Origin of the sequence: Pelomonas sp. KK5 (assembly GCF_001984095.1) — a bacterium.
GTDB lineage: Bacteria > Pseudomonadota > Gammaproteobacteria > Burkholderiales > Burkholderiaceae_C > KK5.
Window position 1 is genome coordinate 1 of sequence record NZ_LYVQ01000013.1, and the last position, 17133, is coordinate 17133.

A 17133-nucleotide genomic window follows, 5' to 3' on the forward strand; every position below is an offset into this window, starting at 1 on the left:
GGCATGGCCCCTTCCCTCACGGGAAGGGGTTGGGGATGGGTGGGGTTCCCAGCAGCCGATGCAGTGCGCCGGCTTCCCGGCCCACCGTATTCAGATCCCCCCAGCAAGTCCCCTCACAAGAGGATCAGGGCTTGCTGGGGGGAGCCGGTGGGACGGCCCGGCGCGCTGGCTGCCCGCCACGGCGCCCGAGCGTTCGCAGGGCCTGTGCCAGCCCGCCTGGCGCAGCCCCTGCAGCGAAAGGCGACGCACGTTCACGAGCGGCGGCGGCTCCGCGGCCGGCGTGACAGGCAAGCGCAGCGGCTGGCACGATGGTCGAGCCGCCGCGAGCACACCACGGATCCCCATCGCCTCAGCAATACAGCTCGGCGCCAGGCAAATCCCTGAACCCGAGCCAGCCTCTGCTACCGGCCCACCCGTGCCACGCAGGCGCTGCGCGAAAGGGATCGACAGGGCTGCGCAGCAGTCCCCGCTGGGGAGGAGCCGCGCGACACCGAAAGTGCCCGGTCGGCCCCGTCCAAGGGGCCGATTCGCCCATCGAACGCCCCTTCGAAACCATCGGGCTCGTCGTTGAAGGAAAGGCAGGGCAGTGTGTGCTTCGCCTCGCCCATTCGTCCTCAACTCCAAAGGGCGCATCTCGCAGCCATGACGGCCACCCCGCCCGCTCCGGCGTACGTACAAGCTGGGTCATCGTTGCCACAAACGCTCAGCCTCTGCTCCCCCGAACAGCGGGGAAGCCAGCCGCTCCCTGCCGGACTAGCATGGCCCAGAGCAAGGCCGGTGCCTTGCCGCTGCACGATGCCCAAACCGAAGCAACGACCCGCGGCCAAGCTGGCCGTCATCCTGGGACCTGGCTGGACGCGATTCACCTACTCACGCCAGGACATGGAAGCTCACGGGATCGTCAAGCGCGGCCTGCAGATGGGCGCGCTCTGCCGACTTCCCACCGGCGCCTATGTGCAGGTCAACGGTGACGTGATCACCGCATTGAACCCAAGCCAGATCGCCCTGGCCTTGCGACGCGCCGGCGCTGCCATACCGCACCTCGCCGCGCGCTCTGCCACCGACGACAGCGATCGCGTCCGGCCCATCGTGACAATCAAGAAGCGTCGGCACATCGTCGTGCCCAGCGACAGGATCACCGCCCGACCGAAGCCAGCCCCGAGCGATGCCGAGGACTAGCAAGGACCCGACAACAGGAGAGCCAAAAGGAGTCGAGGCGGGCTAAGAAGTCAAGGCAGCGAGCGCAGCCGTCGCGGTCACTGCCGGTCCTGCCAATCACTACCGATCACTGCGACAGGGCGGCCCTGACCTGTGCCCTCGCCTTCTCGAGGTCGCCGCGGAAATCGCTGTCATTGCGCAACGCCGACAACAGTGCGGCGCCGGCCAGGCGGCCCGCTTCGACATCCGAGGCATAGTGGAAGCCGCAGACGATGCGGCTCTCGCCGAACTCCAGGCCCCGGCCGATCAGCACAGCGCCCCGCTCCGGCTCCAGTTCGGCGAGCACCAAGCCCACGAACATGCCCACCAGCGCATGGGTCGATGGATACGAACCCGAACCTGCCAGACCGAACTGCCCCAGATCGCTGTCCTTGTGGCCGGTCCAGTCGACCGGCGCCAGGCAGGACGGCGCCTCCGGGTGCAGGACGAACGGCCGCACCCGACCGCCCTTGCTGACCGACAACTTGATCGGGCCGACAAAGGCCCCGGCATTCTTCTTTGCCCTGGCGATCAGACGAACCAGATCGGGCGCATTGGCCATCGTCAGCGACGCGCCGATGACGCTCCCGAACCTGCAAAGCACCGCTTCGGCATCGAAGATGTCGTCCTCCGCCGCGCTCTTGCCACGCGGACTCACATGGCCCGCCGCATCGGCGGCCACGAAGTCCCGCGCGCGCCAGAAGACCTCACTGTCATGCCGATCGGAGACGGAATTCGGCCGGGGTACCTCGGGAAGCCAGGCCGCGATGTCCGGCAGCACGACGCCGTTGGCATAAGCAGCGACCTGCGGCTCGCCACCGTCTGCGCACACAGGCGGGTTGTCCGCCAGCGCGAGGGTCAGGACCTGGGCCAGCCGCGCGCCGGCCTTCGCGATCAGGTCCTCTTTGATCAGCGCCGCCTGGGCGCGGTAGGCATCGTCCTCGCCCGACAGCAGCCATTGCGGTGGATCCGTGGCCGGCAGCTTGGGCGCGAAGGTCAGCGAGGCGAATGCCGGCTTGCCGGCCTGGATCACCTCGCTTGCCCAGGCGGCTGACCACGAGTAGACATCGCCTGCAGCGATCGGCAATGCTTTCGCCTTGCCGACCATGGACGCGAAATGCGCCCCCGTGGCCTTCAGCGCCGCCGGCACGTCGTCCCATTCGCCGTGGAAACGCTGGCTCTTGTCGAACACCGAGTTGCCGCCCTCGGTGTCGTTGTCCGCACGGTAACCGGTCGCATCCGGGTCCACGAGGGTGCCGGTCGCGTCCAGGTACAGGGCTTCGACGTGCAGCGGTTGGTGGATGTCGCCGATGTAGTGCGCCAGCAGCATCAGCGCCTCTCGCTTGTCCGCGAACCTGAAAGGCGGCGGGACCGCACGGTCCTGCAGCATGGCGATCGCTGCATTGATCGAATGCACGATGTCGTGCGTGTTGGTCCCGACATAGCTTTCCGAGTAGCGCGAGCGCAGCGTCGACACATCGGCATAGTGGTACTGATGGTGGCAGTACTCGCCGCCGTGCGGCGGCCCGCACTGCACCCAGTTGCTCGTCACGAAATTCTCGAACCGCGGCTTCCATTCCGGCCCGTCGAAGTCCTTGCACCCTGCCGTGCCGCTGTACACCAGCTTGCCGCTTCCATCCGGCTTGGTGTTCTTGGCGCAATCGGCCCAGACCGCGACCTGGCTCAAGGTCAGGCCGCCCAGCAACTGGTTCACCTTCGCGCCGGTCGGCGTGTCCTTCAGCAGGGTGTCCGCGATGGCGCCAATCGATCGGTGCCCGTCGGCCCCATAGGCGAACGCGGCCGTCGGCGTCGCCAGTGAAAGCACGACAGCGACCAGGGACATCGCCCCGTGGGCGGCAGAACGAAGTCCGCGGATCGTCATCTTTCTCTCCTCATGGTCGAAAGCGCCAGCAAACCCGCAGGCGCCGCCGGGTTATAGCCTTGCGCCGGCACCGTCGCATCGTCAAAGATCAGGAGTCGGCAGGAAGCGGTTTTCCGCACGGCTGTCATGCTGGTGTGCGTAAGACACCGCAAAGCAACGAGCGAGGCCACTGGCATTGGCGGCTGCGAAGAGCGTTCGACCGGGCCGCAGCAGAGATTTCGTGGTCGATTTCTCGGATCTGCTGCTGGGCTGACGATCTGCCTTGTTTCTGACCGCTTGCGCCCCAACAATGAGAACTGTCTCCTGCGCCGCCCAATCAACGGTGCACTCCGCCCTCCTGCACCCGGTGCCGCGAGGGCGTTCTTTTTCCCGGCTTTCAAGGTCCGCCTCGCAATCGCGGAACCTTCGACGCAAAAAGGGGCTTCGCCACCCAGGTGGCCAAGCCCAAAGCTGGATCGGCGGGAAAGCGACCAGCAACTGCAATCGTTCGACGAAAAGGACGCACGCCGGCCGGTTGAACGGCCTGCTGAAGGTCAGGCTGCGAGCGAGAACTCGCGGTGCCTGATCTGATAGGCCCGCAACTCGGCGTTGCCACGCGAGCGCTGGGCCAACTGCTCGCGCTGTTCCCGAATCCCCGCTGAAAGCATCGCACTCAAGGCCGAATCGGACGCGATACGCCGCTGGACCTCCCGGATGGCCGGTGCGAACTGCGGCTGGGTCTGCATCTCGAAATCGAGATACCCATCGTGTCGCGCGGGCCAGACCTTCCACCAACGAAGGATGCTTTCCGGGTCATTCAGATCCACCACCATGGCTCGCTCCTTGTCCAGAATGCCGCATCAAGCGCGGCTTTTCACTACTGTATATTCATACAGTATTTGATGCAAGGGATTGCGCCTCCCTCCGATCTGGGGAAGCCGAGCAGGTGCTGTCATGCCATGATCGACGCCAATAGGGCGGCTCCGCCGGCCCGGCTTTCAGATCACAGGCAGTACATGAACGACACCACCACCCTCAGCCGCGAAGCGCAATCGAACCAGCGCTTCGTCGACAAGCAGATGGCCGGCGTGATCGAGGCGATCGTCACGCACGCCTTCAGCTTGTCCAACCGTGGCTTCATCCCCTCCGAGCGCCAGCTTGCAAGTTATATCGACTCCCTCGACGAAACGGCGCTGCTGCAGCTGATCCGCAAGCATCCCGGCGCTGCGTCGACGCGCGCGCATGCGGCCTCCGATGAAGAACTGCTTCGGTGGGCCCACCTGGTGGGTCGGACCTCGCATTAAGTACTGCAAGTCGCCATTTCGATCGATGGTGCGACTTCGCCCGCGGCCGGGAAAAGCTCTGAAGCGCCCCACCAGGGCTGCATCCGTCCAGTTCAAGATCGTCGTCTATTCCTAATCTGCGTCTCCGCAACTCGACACCGTCAAGGGCATCCTGCGGTCAAAGAGGCTCGGCTTCGATGAGGTCATGGTTGATGGCGAGGGCCAACGGAAAGCTTCCACATCACGCGCGGAGTGCCTGGTGCGAACCAGGTTTTTTCCTATGAATGCCTAAGTCGCGTCGCGGGGCCCTGGCGCCATCTGCAGATTGCAGCAGAAGCGCGGCCCTGCAGTCGGAAGGCACGCCGCGCCTGCTCCGTCATTGATGCCAGGATTGGCTTGGCGGAACTCCTGCGCGGTTCTCGCCCGGTGGACCCCTCACCGGCGCTTCGGATGCAGATCTGACCCACGCGCCAGGCCGTCCAAATGGTAATGGCCGGATCCCTGAGCTTCGATCGAGCTTTTGAGATTGTTGCTCGAATGGGAGTCCAGCTCGACGAGTCGTCTGCGCATACGCCGAGGGTTTGGCTTTGCCCCCCAAGAGGCATGCGCCCGCCCTCAGGTCCGAGCAGACGCGATTGAACCTGCGTACGTCAAAAGGCTTGCCGCGTCTCTACACGCGCCGCAAAACTTAAATGAACACATTTTGCAATTATGTTTATCTTTTAATATCCTCCAGCCCACGCCAAACGAGGGATTACGGCACCAGCACCAGCACGTGCCAGTCCTGCACCCTATCCCTACAGGCCTTCGCGCTTCCAACAGTCCAAGGAGACTCCGCTTGTCTGCAACCCTTGCCTATGGCGTAACCGCCGACAACGTCCCCCTGACGCGGATGCTGATCCAGCGTCGCGAACTTAGGCCCGATGACGTCGAGATCGCCATCGCCTATTGCGGTGTGTGCCATTCCGATGCTCACATGGCTCACAACGACTGGAAGACCAGCATCTATCCGATGGTGCCGGGACACGAGATCGTCGGGCACGTGACGGCTGTCGGGTCGGCCGTCACCAGCCATGCGGTCGGCGACGCCGTGGCGGTCGGCTGCATGGTCGACAGCTGTCTCCGGTGCGCGGCCTGCGCCGACCATGAAGAGCAACATTGCGAGAACGGCGCGGTCGGCACCTACAACAGCCGGGAACGCGACACAGGGAAGCCGACGGCCGGCGGCTATTCGCAACGCATCGTGGTGCGCGAGCACTTCGTCCTCAGCATGCCCTCCTCGCTGGATCTCCGCCACGCCGCGCCGCTGCTGTGCGCCGGTATCACGCTCTGGAGCCCGTTGCGACGGTTCGATGCCGGGCCTGGCAAGCGGGTGGCCATCGTCGGCTTGGGCGGGCTCGGCCACATGGGTGTCAAGTTGGCCTCCGCGCTGGGTGCCGAGGTGACGATGATCACCACTTCTCCGTCTAAAGGCGAGGACGCGAAGGCACTCGGCGCGCACCATGTCCTGTTGTCCACCGACCCCGAAGCCATGACGGCGGCGGCCAGCCGGTTCGATCTCATCATCGACACCATCCCCGTCACCCATGACGTGGGCCCCTATGTCGGCCTCGTAGCGCGCAACGGCAAGATCGTCGTGGTCGGCGCCATCGAGGTCCTGGCCCCAATTCACGCAGGCATGCTGCTGCGCAATCACCGGTCGCTGGTGGGTTCGGCCATCGGAGGACTGGCCGCTACGCAGGAAATGCTGAACTTCTGTGCAGAGCACCAGGTCCTGCCGAATTGCGAGGTGATCGCGATGCAGGACATCAACACCGCCTGGGCCCGCATGCAGGCCAATGACGTCAGGTACCGCTTCGTGATCGACATGTCGACCCTCGCTGCGTAGGGCAGCGAGGTCAGCTGAGCTCCTCCATGTCCGGCGCCTGCGGGGCGGCCCGCCCCAGGAACTCCCGGAACGCAGCGGCGCACGGAGAGAGATGGGGCTTCTTGCGCCAGGCCAGCCCGATCTCCATGACGGGCAGGTGCTGGTCGAGCGGGAGGGACTGGATACGCCGGCCGTCCAGCGACCAGGTGCGGAAGACCATGTCGGACAGGATCGTCACGCCAAGGCCCAACGCAACCATCTCGCGCAGGGCCTCCATGGACGAGGTCCGTATCCAGGACGCAGGATCCATACCGGCCTGCTGCCAGTACCGCCGCGAGTTGCGGTCGGCCTCGTCCATCATCGGCACGATGTACGGATAGGGCGCAAGGTCAGACCAGTTCACCACGCTGCGTCCGGCCAGCGGATGGTTGTGCGAAACCCAGACCTGGCGGCGCGAACTGGCCAGCAACCGCGTGGCAAAGCCCGTCCGCGACTCCAGGTTCGACAGCAGCACCACGGCCAGCTCCAGCGACCCGTCGCGAAGCCGGCCCTCGATCTCCGGTCGAGGCAGCTCGATCGGGACCACCTCGACATTCGGAAACAGCTTGCGAAACCGGGCAACCATCGGCATCAGGAAGTAGCCCTGCACCGTGTACGTGGCCGCCAGTTCCAGCCGGCCACTGAGCTCCGCAGGACGATGGAAGGGCAGCCGAGACGCCTCCTGGGCGGCCTGCAGCAGCCCTTCCGCCTGCTGAAGAAATGCCTGCCCTTCGAAGGTCAGGGTCACGCCATGCCGGCCACGCTCGAAAAGCATGGCGCCCACCGACCGCTCCAGCTCCGCGATCGCCAGGGTCATCGCAGACTGCGAGACGCCGACCTCCGCCGCCGCCACCGAGATCTGCTCGCAGCGGGCCGCAGCAGCAAAGTAATGGAGCTGTCGGAAGGTGAAGCGCGGTAGGGAACGGGCCTCGGCGGGCGCGAGTGTCTTTGACATTGGAAATATCAATGTTCGAGGCAGGAAATTGAATTCGACTATGGCACAGCTTGTGAACACACTGCCGAATTCTGTTTGCATTCGTCTCGACGACACCCAGCACCCATGAGCCATTCCGTTCGCCTGAGCGACAAGTACGACCTCCCAGCCGGTCGCGTCTTCATGACCGGAACGCAGGCGCTGGTCCGCATGCTGCTGGCCCAGAAGGCCCGCGATGAAGCCGCGGGCCTGAACACCGAAGGCTTCGTCTCCGGCTACCGCGGCTCACCGCTGGGCGGGCTGGACCTGGAGCTATGGAAGAACAAGGCACGCCTCACCGAACGCAAGATTCGCTTCGAGCCGGGCCTCAACGAGGAGCTGGCGGCCACGGCCATCTGGGGCACGCAAATGCTCGCCCTCGATCCGAAGGCGCGGGTGGATGGCGTGTTCTCGCTCTGGTACGGCAAGGGCCCGGGCGTGGACCGCTGTGGCGACGTCTTCAAGCACGGCAACATCGCCGGCTGCGCGCCCAAAGGCGGCGTGCTGCTGGTGGCCGGTGACGACCACTCGTGCAAGTCCTCGTCGCTGCCGCATCAGAGCGAACATGCCTTGATCGCCTCGATGATTCCGGTGCTCGCGCCGGCCGATCTCAAGGACTTCATCGAGTTCGGGCTGCACGGCTATGCGATGTCCCGCTACTCGGGCTGCTGGGTCGGCTACAAGGTCGTCAGCGACACGGTGGAGTCCTCCGGCTCGCTGGAAATCGACCCGCTGGCCATCGACATCCAGATCCCCGACAGCTACCCGATCCCGCCGGATGGCTTCTCGATCCGCTGGCCCGATCCGCCGCTGGTGCAGGAGAACAGGCTGCAACGCGAGCGCCTGTACGCGCTGCTGGAATACGTCCGCGTCAACCGGCTGAATCGGCAGGACTGGTCGGCGCCGCAGGCCCGCCTGGGCATCGTCACGGCGGGCAAAAGCTACCTGGACGTGCGCGAGGCGCTGAAGCTGCTCGCGCTGAATGAGGATGACGCGGCGACGCTGGGCCTGAGGCTGCTGAAGGTGGGCGTGGTCTGGCCATTGGAACCCCAGTGCGTGGTCGAGTTCGCGCAGGGCCTGGAGGAGATCCTTGTCGTCGAGGAAAAGCGCCAGGTGCTGGAGTACCAGATCAAGGAGCATCTCTACAACGAGCCGGATCGCCCCCGCGTCGTCGGCAAGTACGACGACGCCGGCGAGTGGGTGAAAGTGCCCAGCCAGCACATCCTGCTGTCGCCGAACGGCGAATTGAACCCTGCGGTGATCGCCGATGCGATCGCGCGTCGCCTCGAGCGCGTGCTCGGCCGCAGTGCCCTGCCCGCGGGCGTCATCGCCTGGCTCGGCGAGGGCTGCGCTGCCATGCGCCTGAGCCTGCCGGCCGATCCGAACCTGCCACAGCGGGTGCCCTACTTCTGCTCCGGTTGCCCCCACAACACCAGCACGCGCGTGCCCGAAGGCTCGCGGGCGCTGGCCGGCATCGGCTGCCACTACCTCGTGCAGGGCATGGACCGCCGGACCGAGACCTTCTCCCAGATGGGCGGCGAAGGCGCTACCTGGATCGGCACCGCGCCGTTCACGGACACGCCCCATGTCTTCGCCAACCTGGGCGACGGCACCTACATGCACTCCGGCTCGCTGGCGATCCGGGCAGCGGTCGCGGCCAAAGTCAACATCACCTACAAGCTGCTGGTCAACGACGCGGTCGCAATGACCGGCGGCCAGCCGGTGGAGGGCGCGCCTTCCGTGCCGCAGCTGATGCATCAGCTGGCCGCGGAAGGCGTGCGCGAGTTGCATCTGGTCAGCGATGAACCGGAGAACTTCAGCCTCCACGAGTTGCCTCCAGGAAGTCACATCGCCCACCGCGACAACATGGACGCGCTGCAACGGCAGTTGCGCGAAGTCAAGGGCGTCTCCGCCATCGTCTACGTGCAGACCTGCGCCACCGAAAAGCGCCGGCGCCGCAAGGCGAAGAAGCTGGCGGACCCGGCCCGACGCGTGGTCATCAACGAAGCCGTCTGCGAGGGGTGCGGCGACTGCGGCGTCCAGTCCAACTGCGTCTCGATCCTGCCGCTGGAGACTGAGCTGGGCCGCAAGCGCGTGATCGACCAGAGCTCCTGCAACAAGGACAGCTCCTGCGTGAACGGCTTCTGCCCCAGCTTCGTCACGGTGCAAGGCGCCGAGCTGCGCAAGCCCGATCGCAGCAAGATCAAGTTGCCGGAGAACCTGCCTGAGCCTGCACTGCCTGGCCTCGCGCAGCCCTGCAACATCCTCGTGGCCGGCGTGGGCGGCACGGGCGTCGTGACCATCGGTGCCATCCTCGGTATGGCGGCGCACATCGAGGGCAAGGGCGTCCGCGTGCTCGACATGGCAGGCCTGGCCCAGAAGGGCGGCGCGGTGCAATCACATGTGCGCCTGGCCGCCACGCCGGAGGAACTGCACGCCACCCGCGTGCCGCGCGCCCAGGCAGACCTGATCCTGGGCTGCGACCTGATGACCAGCGCCGGCACCGATCCCCTGGCCACGCTGTCCAACCAGCGGACCCGCGCGCTGATGAATACCGACGTGGCGCCGACCGGCGCCTTCACCCGCAATCCCGACTGGCAGGCATCGCCGGAGGGGCTGCTGGAGCGGGTGCGCGGCGCGGTGATGGAGCTGGCGGCCGTCGACGCCACGCGGCTGGCCACCGCCCTGCTCGGCGACGCCGTCGCGAGCAATATGTTCATGCTGGGCTACGCCTGGCAGAAGGGCTGGATCCCGCTGCAGCGCGAGTCGCTGACCCAGGCAATCGAGTTGAACGGCACGGCCGTCGCGATGAACCAGGGCGCCTTCGCATGGGGCCGCCAAGCCGCGCTGGATCTGGAGGCCGTTCGCGTGGCGGCCGGGATTCGCCCCGCGGAATCGGTCATGCTGCTACCGAACCGGCTACCCAGCCTGGCCCACCTGCTGAGCGACCGCGGCGAGCGGCTGAGCGCCTACCAGGACGCCGCCTATGCCCATCGTTATCGGCGTTTCGTCTCCGAGATCGCGCGCCTGGAGCAAAGTTGTACTGGCGGCGACCGCTTCGCCCGCGAAGTGGCAGTCAGCCTCTACAAGCTGATGGCCTACAAGGACGAGTACGAGGTGGCGAGGCTACACGTCGAGACCGGCTTTTTCGAGCGCATCAAGGAGCAGTTCGACGGCAAGCTGAGCCTGCGCTTCCACCTGGCGCCACCGCTGCTGGCGCGCAAGGATGAACGGGGTCACCTGGTCAAGAAGGCCTACGGTCCCGGGGTCGCCGTCGTCTTCAAGGCGCTGGCCAGGCTCAAAGGCCTGCGCGGCACGCCCTTCGACCCCTTCGGCTACACGGCCGAGCGGCGAGATGAACGCCAGGCCATTCGCGACTTCGAGTCGCTGGTCTGCGGCATCGCCATCGAACTGGACGACGAGCGCATGCCCCTCGCCATGGAACTGGCGCGGCTGCCGCAAACCGTGAAGGGCTTCGGCCATGTCAGGGAGCGCAATGCGAGGGCGGCGACGCTCAAGCAGGCCGAACTGATGCGCCGGTGGGCGTCCCACCGCAAGGAGCTGCAGGCGGCCTGACCCCTGATTCATGAAGGCCGAAATATCGGACTGATTCAATCGATATAGGTACAAACATGGTAATTGTGTTCATATTTAACACGTAGACTCCATCTCAGGGTTCGAGCATTGGCGACGACTGGTGCCAGGGATCCGATTCGCTGAAGGAGACAAAGATGAAGGCAGCATTCCTCATCAAGACGCTCTGCTTCGGGTTGGCACCCGTGGGCGTGGCGCTGAACTCGGACTTGGACCCATCCCAGCAGAGCGGGACCCCGCAGGGCTCGCCCCTGTCGGCGCAACACGCGCCGGGGCAGGCCGTGCCGGCTGGCGCGCATGCGGCGTCGTGGGACGTGCTGCTGGCGGCCGTACACCACTGAACATCGTCTTTCACCGTCGGCGGCAACTACCCGCGCCACGGACAAACTGCACGAATTTGTCTCAGGCAGCATCGGCTTGCCAAGAAGCCGGTGCTGGCGACAAGCACGGCGTCCTCATGGCGAGCCTTTCAAAAAGGGCTCTCAAAACATGGAACTCCGGGACACCGTCGCCATCGTCACGGGCGCCTCATCGGGCATTGGTGAGGCGATAGCGCGCGAACTGAGCACGCTCGGCGTGCGGCTGGTGCTGACGGCACGGCGCGAAGAACGCCTCGCTGCGCTCGCCGCATCCCTGCCCTCGCCCAGCGTCACACTCGCCGCTGCCATCGAGGCGCCCGACACACCGGCCGCCCTGCTTGGCCTGGCCCTCAAGTCCTTCGGCCGGGCCGACATCCTGATCAACAACGCCGGCATCTTCGTCGCGGCCCGCATCGACACCGCGGACCTGGACGAGCTGTCGCAAATGATGCGCGTGAACTTCGATGCGGTCGTGCGGGGCTCCTACGTACTGGCCCGACATTTCAAGGCACAGGGCCATGGCGCGATCATCAACGTGTCGAGCGTGGCGGCCTACATCAGTTCCTCGTCCGTCGGCGTCTACAGCGGGCTCAAGCATGCGCTGGAAGTGTTTACCTCCGCGTTGCGGGTGGAGCTGAACGGCACAGGGGTGAGGGTCGGCACCGTCGCGCCCGGCACCACGGAGACCGAGATCTTCGACAAGCTGCGCGCCCGAGGCGCGAAGGTCGGCGCCGATGGCACGCCGGCGCTGGACCCGGCCGATATCGCCGCGGCCGTGCGCTTCATGCTCGAACAGCCGGATCGAGCCAATGTCGCACGAATGCTGGTGGTGTCGGCGTCGGAATCCGTTTGATTTTCCAATGACCTGAACGTACATCGCTGGTGTGTTTAACTAATCGAGAACAGCGCCAGACGGCCTGCGAAAGACTTCCTCCATGAACATCGACCTGAGCAACAAGCGCGTCATCATCACTGGCGCGTCACGCGGCATCGGCCGCGCCATCGCCACGGCCTTCGCGCAAGAAGGGGCGCGGGTCGCCATCTGTGCCCGTACCGAGGCCGATGTGCGGGACGTCGGCGACGAACTGGCGACCTCCGCCCAGGCGGTGATTGCACGCGCGGTAGACGTGACCGACACCGCCGCGGTCAAGGCCTTCGTGGACGAAGTGGCGAGCGCCTGGGGCGGTGTGGACGTGCTGGTAAACAACGCCGGCCAGGGCCGCGGCGGCAACCTCGATACGCTGACGCCCGAGCAGATCCTGGAGCATGCCAATGTGCTGCAGATGGGGCACTTCCGCTTCATCCAGGCCGTCGTGCCGCACATGCGCCAGCAGCGCTGGGGCCGCATCATCGAAATCAACGCCTTGGCTGGCGCGATCCCGACGCCGGACGGCATCCCCTCGGTAATCAACCGCGCATCCTGCATCGCCCTGTCCAAGACGCTGGGCATGTCCCTGCCCAAGGACGGCATCCTGGTGAACACGCTCAACATGGGTTGGATCGACACCGGCCAGTGGAACCGACATTTCAAAGAAATGCCGGCCGGCAGTTGCACGCGCGAGGAGTTCGACGAGATGGTGCTGAAGGTCGTGCCCGCGGGACGTTATGGCAGGCCCGAAGACATCACCGGCATGGTGCTGCTGCTGGCGAGCGACCGGGCCAGCTTCATCAGCGGCGCGTCCATCGACATCGCCGGCGGCATGCAGGGACAGATCGCCTACTACCCGACGCTGAAGCGGGAGTTCAACGCAGCGATGCAGGAGCGCGTCAACGCCAGCAGCACGCAGCGTTGACCGAAGGAACCAGCTTCAGCGCCCCGTCCTCAGCGAACCCAGAGCCATCTCGCAGCAGCATCCGCCGTGTCCTGCGGCGTGGTGTTGAAGGCGAGGCGCGTCGATGGCGCCGCCGCATGGACCGCGTTAATCAGCTGCTCGAACAGCAGCAGGCTCTTCGGCGGAATGCGGATGCCGCCGCCGATCACGACGCAGTCGTAGCTCGCGCCTGCCAGCTTCTGCGCGACCGCCTCCGACGCCGACGCGTCGGGTTGAGCCAGACAGAGCTCGGCAGCCCATCCGCGGTCGCTCATCTGCTGCATGCCGATTGCGATGCCGGCGTGGATCTTCGCGGCGTCGAATCCAGCTGGTAATGCGGGGTCGGAGAAGTCGACGGTCTCCGGCTGCTGGCCGATGAACAGCACGCGCGGCGCTTGATGGATGGTGGTCATGAGAATCTCCTGGTGGTGGGGGATGTGACGGACTGAGGATCAGGCCTTCCAGGCCGCGGCAGTCTCCCGTGCAAAGTCGAGATACGTGCGCGGCGGTCGGCCGAGAAGCGTCGTCAGGCGGTCGAGGTCAGCCGGCGTCCCAACAGCGCCGTCAGCCTGGTAGCGATGCATCATGGCCCGCAGGTCATAGGCCAGCCAAGCCGGCGCCCGCGCGCTGACTGCTCCTTCAAAGGCCTCGAGATCATCGCCCGCATAGTGCACTTCGCGGCCCAGTACCTGGGCCCAGATGGCGGCAAGCGAGGTGCCGGTGAGACCGTCCGGCCCCGACAGCTCATAGCTCACGCGCGGCAGCGCCATCGAGGCACGATCACGTCGCAGCAGTTCGATCACCGCGGCGTCCGCGATGTCGCGCACATCGATCATCGACACCCCCTTGCTGCCCACCGGTGACACGTAGAGCCCGGCCCGGGTCAGTGGGCCTTCCAGGGTGGCATCGTTCTGGAAGAAGTACGACGGACGCAGGACCGTGGCCGGAAGGTCGAACTGCTCGATCATGCGTTCGACCGCGTGCTTGGCCGTGAAGTGCGAGACGTCGGTGAACACGGAGCTACGCGTCACTGACAGGTAGACGATGCCCTGCACACCTGCCAGTCGCGCGAGTCCCAGCGTGTTGATCGCTTGAGTGAGTTCATCCGGCGCGTTGCTCACGAGAAGGAACAGCGTCTTCACGCCGTCCAGCGCCTGACGCATCGCGTGGGCGTCGAGCAGGTCGCCTCGCACCGCCGCGACGCCGGCGGGGAAGTTCGCTTTTTCGGGTGCGCGCGTCAGGGCGCGCACATCAGCACCGCTGGCGGCGAGTTGCTGGACGACGTGGCTGCCGATACGGCCGGTACTGCCGGTGACGAGGATGGACATGGTGAAACTCCTTGAATGGATGGCGCCGCACAGGGCGACAAGTTGAAGGGCCTTCTGCTGTCGTCCCCGGCGGGCCGACTGGCGTGGTGCTCCCGTGACAGAAAGTTAGGTCGTCCCACCCGTGATGCACAGACGCTAATATTGAGATCAGTCGTCTCAAAAATGGAACATCATGGATTTGCTGGCACTTGCCGACTTCCACCTTGTCGCGATCCACGGCGGTTTCGGCCGCGCCAGCCGGGCCAGCGGCCAGTCAAAGGCCAGCCTGTCCCGTCATGTCCGCGAGCTCGAGGAGCGCCTGGGCGTGCGCTTGATCGAGCGCGGCACACGCACGCTGCGGCTGACCGACGAAGGCGTGGTCCTCCACGAGCGCACCGGATCGCGGATCGGCGAAATCAGGGAGGCGCTGAAGGACGTCAAGGCGGGTCTCGGGCGGCCCAGCGGCCGACTGCGGATCAGCGTGCCCCTTCTCTTCGCGCAGACGAGCCTGGGCTCGCTTGCGGCGGCCTTCCTGAAGGCCTATCCGGACGTCCTGCTGGATGTCGTGGCCGACGACCGCTTCGTCGACCTGATCGCCGATGAGATCGACGCCGTCGTGCGGGTCAACCCTCGCCCGGACAGCGACCTGGTCGGTCGGTGCTTTCTTCGCAACCGCCTGGTGCTCGTGGCACCGCCCTCGCTGCCGCGTCCAGGGCTGGCGCCCGACGGCCAGGTCGACTCTTTCCCCGCGGTGCTACGCCACGGCGCTGCCGATGATGAAACCTGGCGCGTCGCCGACGAGCAGGATGGGCGGGAACATGTCTTCCGCCCGCAGGCCGTGATGCGGCTGGCGTCTCCACTGTCAGTACGGGACGCAGCGCTGGCCGGTGCCGGCGCGGCCTTGATTCCGCGGACGATTGCCGTCGACGCACTGGCCTCGGGCCGTCTCGTGAGCTGGGGCTTGTCGACCCAGGCGCCCACCGAGATATGGGTGCTACACGCTTCACAGCGGCTGGCGAGCCCCAAGGTCCGCGCCTTCGTCGACTTCGTCTGCCACCACTTCCAGGACGATGCCCGGCAGGACCCGTTGACGCAGGACTGACTCCGAGGCTGGCGCCCCGATCAGAAGTCCTTCAACTCCTCGATATTGCGCACGCTGGGCCCGAGGATGGGCCCGACCAGCTCATGCCCCCACGTGCTCATCTTCTCGGGATTCAACTCGAACCCGTCGTTATGCCAGGGCTCCAGCTCGACGATGGTCTCGAAGGCGAAGCCCGAGGGGTTGAAGTGATAGAAGGACATGTGCGGGTCTTGCGTGTGCTGGCCCAGCGTCATCATCATCGGCAGGTTGCGCTTCTTGACGATGTCATAGGTCTGGCCGACGTCCTGCACCGACTTCACGAACAGGCCCACGTGCTGGATGCCGCGCTTGCCGGCACCGAAGCCGTAGGCGATGTCATGGCTGGTGTTTTCGTTCAGCTTGGCGCGGAAAAAGCCGGTCTTGCCCTTGCCTGCGCCCGAGCCGTACCACTTGAAGCCCATCAGGTCGATCAGGAAGGACTCCAGCTCGGGCGGGTACTCGGGCGTGATGACGACCAGATGCCCCATGCCGCGGGCGTTCGCCACGAAGCCGCCGTGCGGGCGACCCGGCACGAAGGACTTGGGCGTCCACTTCTGCGAGTAGTACAGCTCGTGCTGGTAGCCGACGGGGTCCTTGAAGCGGATCAGCTCCTTGACGCCGCGCTGCTCGCACAGCGCCGCATCGCCGACCGTCACATCAACACCCGCCGCGCGGAACTTCTCCACCGCGGCGATGAACTCCATGCGCCCGCGCGCTTCCCAGCCGATGTACGCCAGGCGGTCGATCCGGCCGGGGTGGAAGGCGAAGCGGTTGCGGCGATCGTCGATCTTGAAGTACAGCGACTCCGGATCGTTGGCCGGCACGGCGCCGAGTTGGAAGCCCATCACCTCCGGGCCATAGCTGCGCCACTGATCCAGCGTGGCGGGTGTCGCTTCGAAGCCGAGGTAGCCGAGGCCGATGATGTCCATGGTCGAGTCCGCTCAGGTAATTCGTTGGTTCAATGGGCCAGCAGGCCGCCGTCCACGACGACGTCGGTGCCAGTGATGAAGGACGCCTCGCTGGACGCCAGGAAGAGCGCGGTGGACACGACCTCGTCGGATTCGCCGGGCCGGTCCATCAGCACGCCGTCCAGGATGACGGCACGCGCGGCCGCGTTCTGCATGAAGGCTTCCGTCCCCGGCGTGGCGATGAAGCCCGGGCTGATGCTGACGGCCCGGATGCCGACCTTGGCCCCCTCGATCGCGATCTGCCGGGTGAACGAAACCACCGCGCCTTTGGCCGCCGCGTGGGCCGAGATGCCCGCCGCCTTGGAGCCGCCCCAGGCGGCGACGGACGACACGTTCAGCACCACGCCCCGCTGCTTCGCAAGATGCGGCCAGGCGTACTTGGTGGCGAAGAAGACCAGGTCGATCTCGTTGCGCATCGTGTAGCGCCAATCCTCGATCGACAGCTCGGCCACCGGCCCGAAGCGGGCGGCCGAGGCATTGTTGTAGAGCAGGTCGATGCGCCCGTGCTGCTCCGCGGCGCTCTCAATCCAAAGGCGCGCCTGCTCGGGGTCGCCCAGGTCCACCGGCGCCGTGCCGTGCAGCACCAGGCCTTCGGCGGCCATCAGCGCGCGCGTGCCCTCATGCCCGTCGGCGTTGACATCGCAACCGACAACGATGGCGCCCTCGCGCGCGAAGCGCAGCGCGGCGACGCGTCCCTGCCCGCCGCCGCTGCCGGTCAGCAGGACGACCTTGCCTTCGAAGCGACCGGCCATGG

At 66.0% G+C, this 17133-nt stretch carries 15 protein-coding genes; 8 read left to right on the plus strand and 7 right to left on the minus strand.

The window, feature by feature from the left end:
* Positions 1-795 precede the first annotated feature (795 nt).
* Positions 796-1179 (plus strand): hypothetical protein, encoded by a 384-nt coding sequence (locus tag B0W88_RS03080; protein ID WP_144006578.1) that lies wholly within the window; start codon positions 796-798, stop codon positions 1177-1179.
* Between the two features lie 106 nt (positions 1180-1285).
* Here B0W88_RS03080 and B0W88_RS03085 read toward each other — a convergent pair whose 3' ends face one another.
* Both B0W88_RS03085 and B0W88_RS03090 read right to left on the minus strand, forming a co-directional pair.
* A complete protein-coding gene (locus tag B0W88_RS03085) occupies positions 1286-3079 on the minus strand; it encodes a S1/P1 nuclease (RefSeq protein WP_083748536.1) in 1794 nt (597 codons plus the stop codon).
* 533 nt (positions 3080-3612) lie between these two features.
* The gene (locus B0W88_RS03090) at positions 3613-3891 is read right to left on the minus strand and encodes a hypothetical protein (RefSeq protein WP_077033188.1); all 279 of its coding nucleotides are present in this window, start codon (positions 3889-3891) and stop codon (positions 3613-3615) included.
* 183 nt (positions 3892-4074) lie between these two features.
* Between B0W88_RS03090 and B0W88_RS03095 the strand changes: the two genes are divergently transcribed.
* A complete protein-coding gene (locus B0W88_RS03095; RefSeq protein WP_077033189.1) occupies positions 4075-4362 on the plus strand; it encodes a hypothetical protein in 288 nt (95 codons plus the stop codon).
* An 817-nt stretch (positions 4363-5179) separates the two neighbouring features.
* Entirely contained in the window at positions 5180-6229 is a 1050-nt protein-coding gene (locus B0W88_RS03100) for an NAD(P)-dependent alcohol dehydrogenase (RefSeq protein WP_369973842.1), read from the plus strand.
* 10 nt (positions 6230-6239) lie between these two features.
* Here B0W88_RS03100 and B0W88_RS03105 read toward each other — a convergent pair whose 3' ends face one another.
* A complete protein-coding gene (locus tag B0W88_RS03105) occupies positions 6240-7202 on the minus strand; it encodes a LysR family transcriptional regulator (protein WP_077033190.1) in 963 nt (320 codons plus the stop codon).
* Between the two features lie 105 nt (positions 7203-7307).
* Between B0W88_RS03105 and B0W88_RS03110 the strand changes: the two genes are divergently transcribed.
* The 4 genes from B0W88_RS03110 (at position 7308) to B0W88_RS03125 (ending at position 12966) form a co-directional block, all read left to right on the plus strand.
* Entirely contained in the window at positions 7308-10796 is a 3489-nt protein-coding gene (locus B0W88_RS03110) for an indolepyruvate ferredoxin oxidoreductase family protein (RefSeq protein ID WP_077033191.1), read from the plus strand.
* Positions 10797-10951: 155 nt separating this feature from the next.
* Positions 10952-11155, plus strand: a complete 204-nt coding sequence (locus tag B0W88_RS03115) for a hypothetical protein (protein ID WP_077033192.1) — start codon at positions 10952-10954, stop codon at positions 11153-11155.
* 148 nt (positions 11156-11303) lie between these two features.
* Positions 11304-12026, plus strand: coding sequence for an SDR family oxidoreductase (locus B0W88_RS03120; protein WP_077033193.1), 723 nt, complete (start codon positions 11304-11306; stop codon positions 12024-12026).
* A gap of 82 nt (positions 12027-12108) precedes the next feature.
* Positions 12109-12966, plus strand: a complete 858-nt coding sequence (locus B0W88_RS03125; RefSeq protein WP_077033194.1) for an SDR family oxidoreductase — start codon at positions 12109-12111, stop codon at positions 12964-12966.
* A 29-nt stretch (positions 12967-12995) separates the two neighbouring features.
* On the opposite strand, the gene B0W88_RS03130 is transcribed toward B0W88_RS03125, so the two are convergent.
* Entirely contained in the window at positions 12996-13397 is a 402-nt protein-coding gene (locus B0W88_RS03130) for a hypothetical protein (RefSeq protein WP_077033195.1), read from the minus strand.
* 39 nt (positions 13398-13436) lie between these two features.
* Positions 13437-14312 (minus strand): SDR family oxidoreductase, encoded by an 876-nt coding sequence (locus B0W88_RS03135; protein ID WP_077033196.1) that lies wholly within the window; start codon positions 14310-14312, stop codon positions 13437-13439.
* A 172-nt stretch (positions 14313-14484) separates the two neighbouring features.
* Between B0W88_RS03135 and B0W88_RS03140 the strand changes: the two genes are divergently transcribed.
* Positions 14485-15393: a LysR family transcriptional regulator gene (locus B0W88_RS03140; protein WP_077033197.1), complete on the plus strand. Its 909-nt coding sequence runs from the start codon at positions 14485-14487 to the stop codon at positions 15391-15393.
* A gap of 20 nt (positions 15394-15413) precedes the next feature.
* Here B0W88_RS03140 and B0W88_RS03145 read toward each other — a convergent pair whose 3' ends face one another.
* Entirely contained in the window at positions 15414-16340 is a 927-nt protein-coding gene (locus B0W88_RS03145; RefSeq protein ID WP_077033198.1) for a VOC family protein, read from the minus strand.
* Positions 16341-16369: 29 nt separating this feature from the next.
* Positions 16370-17131, minus strand: a complete 762-nt coding sequence (locus B0W88_RS03150) for an SDR family NAD(P)-dependent oxidoreductase (protein ID WP_077033199.1) — start codon at positions 17129-17131, stop codon at positions 16370-16372.
* Between the last annotated feature and the right edge of the window lie 2 nt (positions 17132-17133).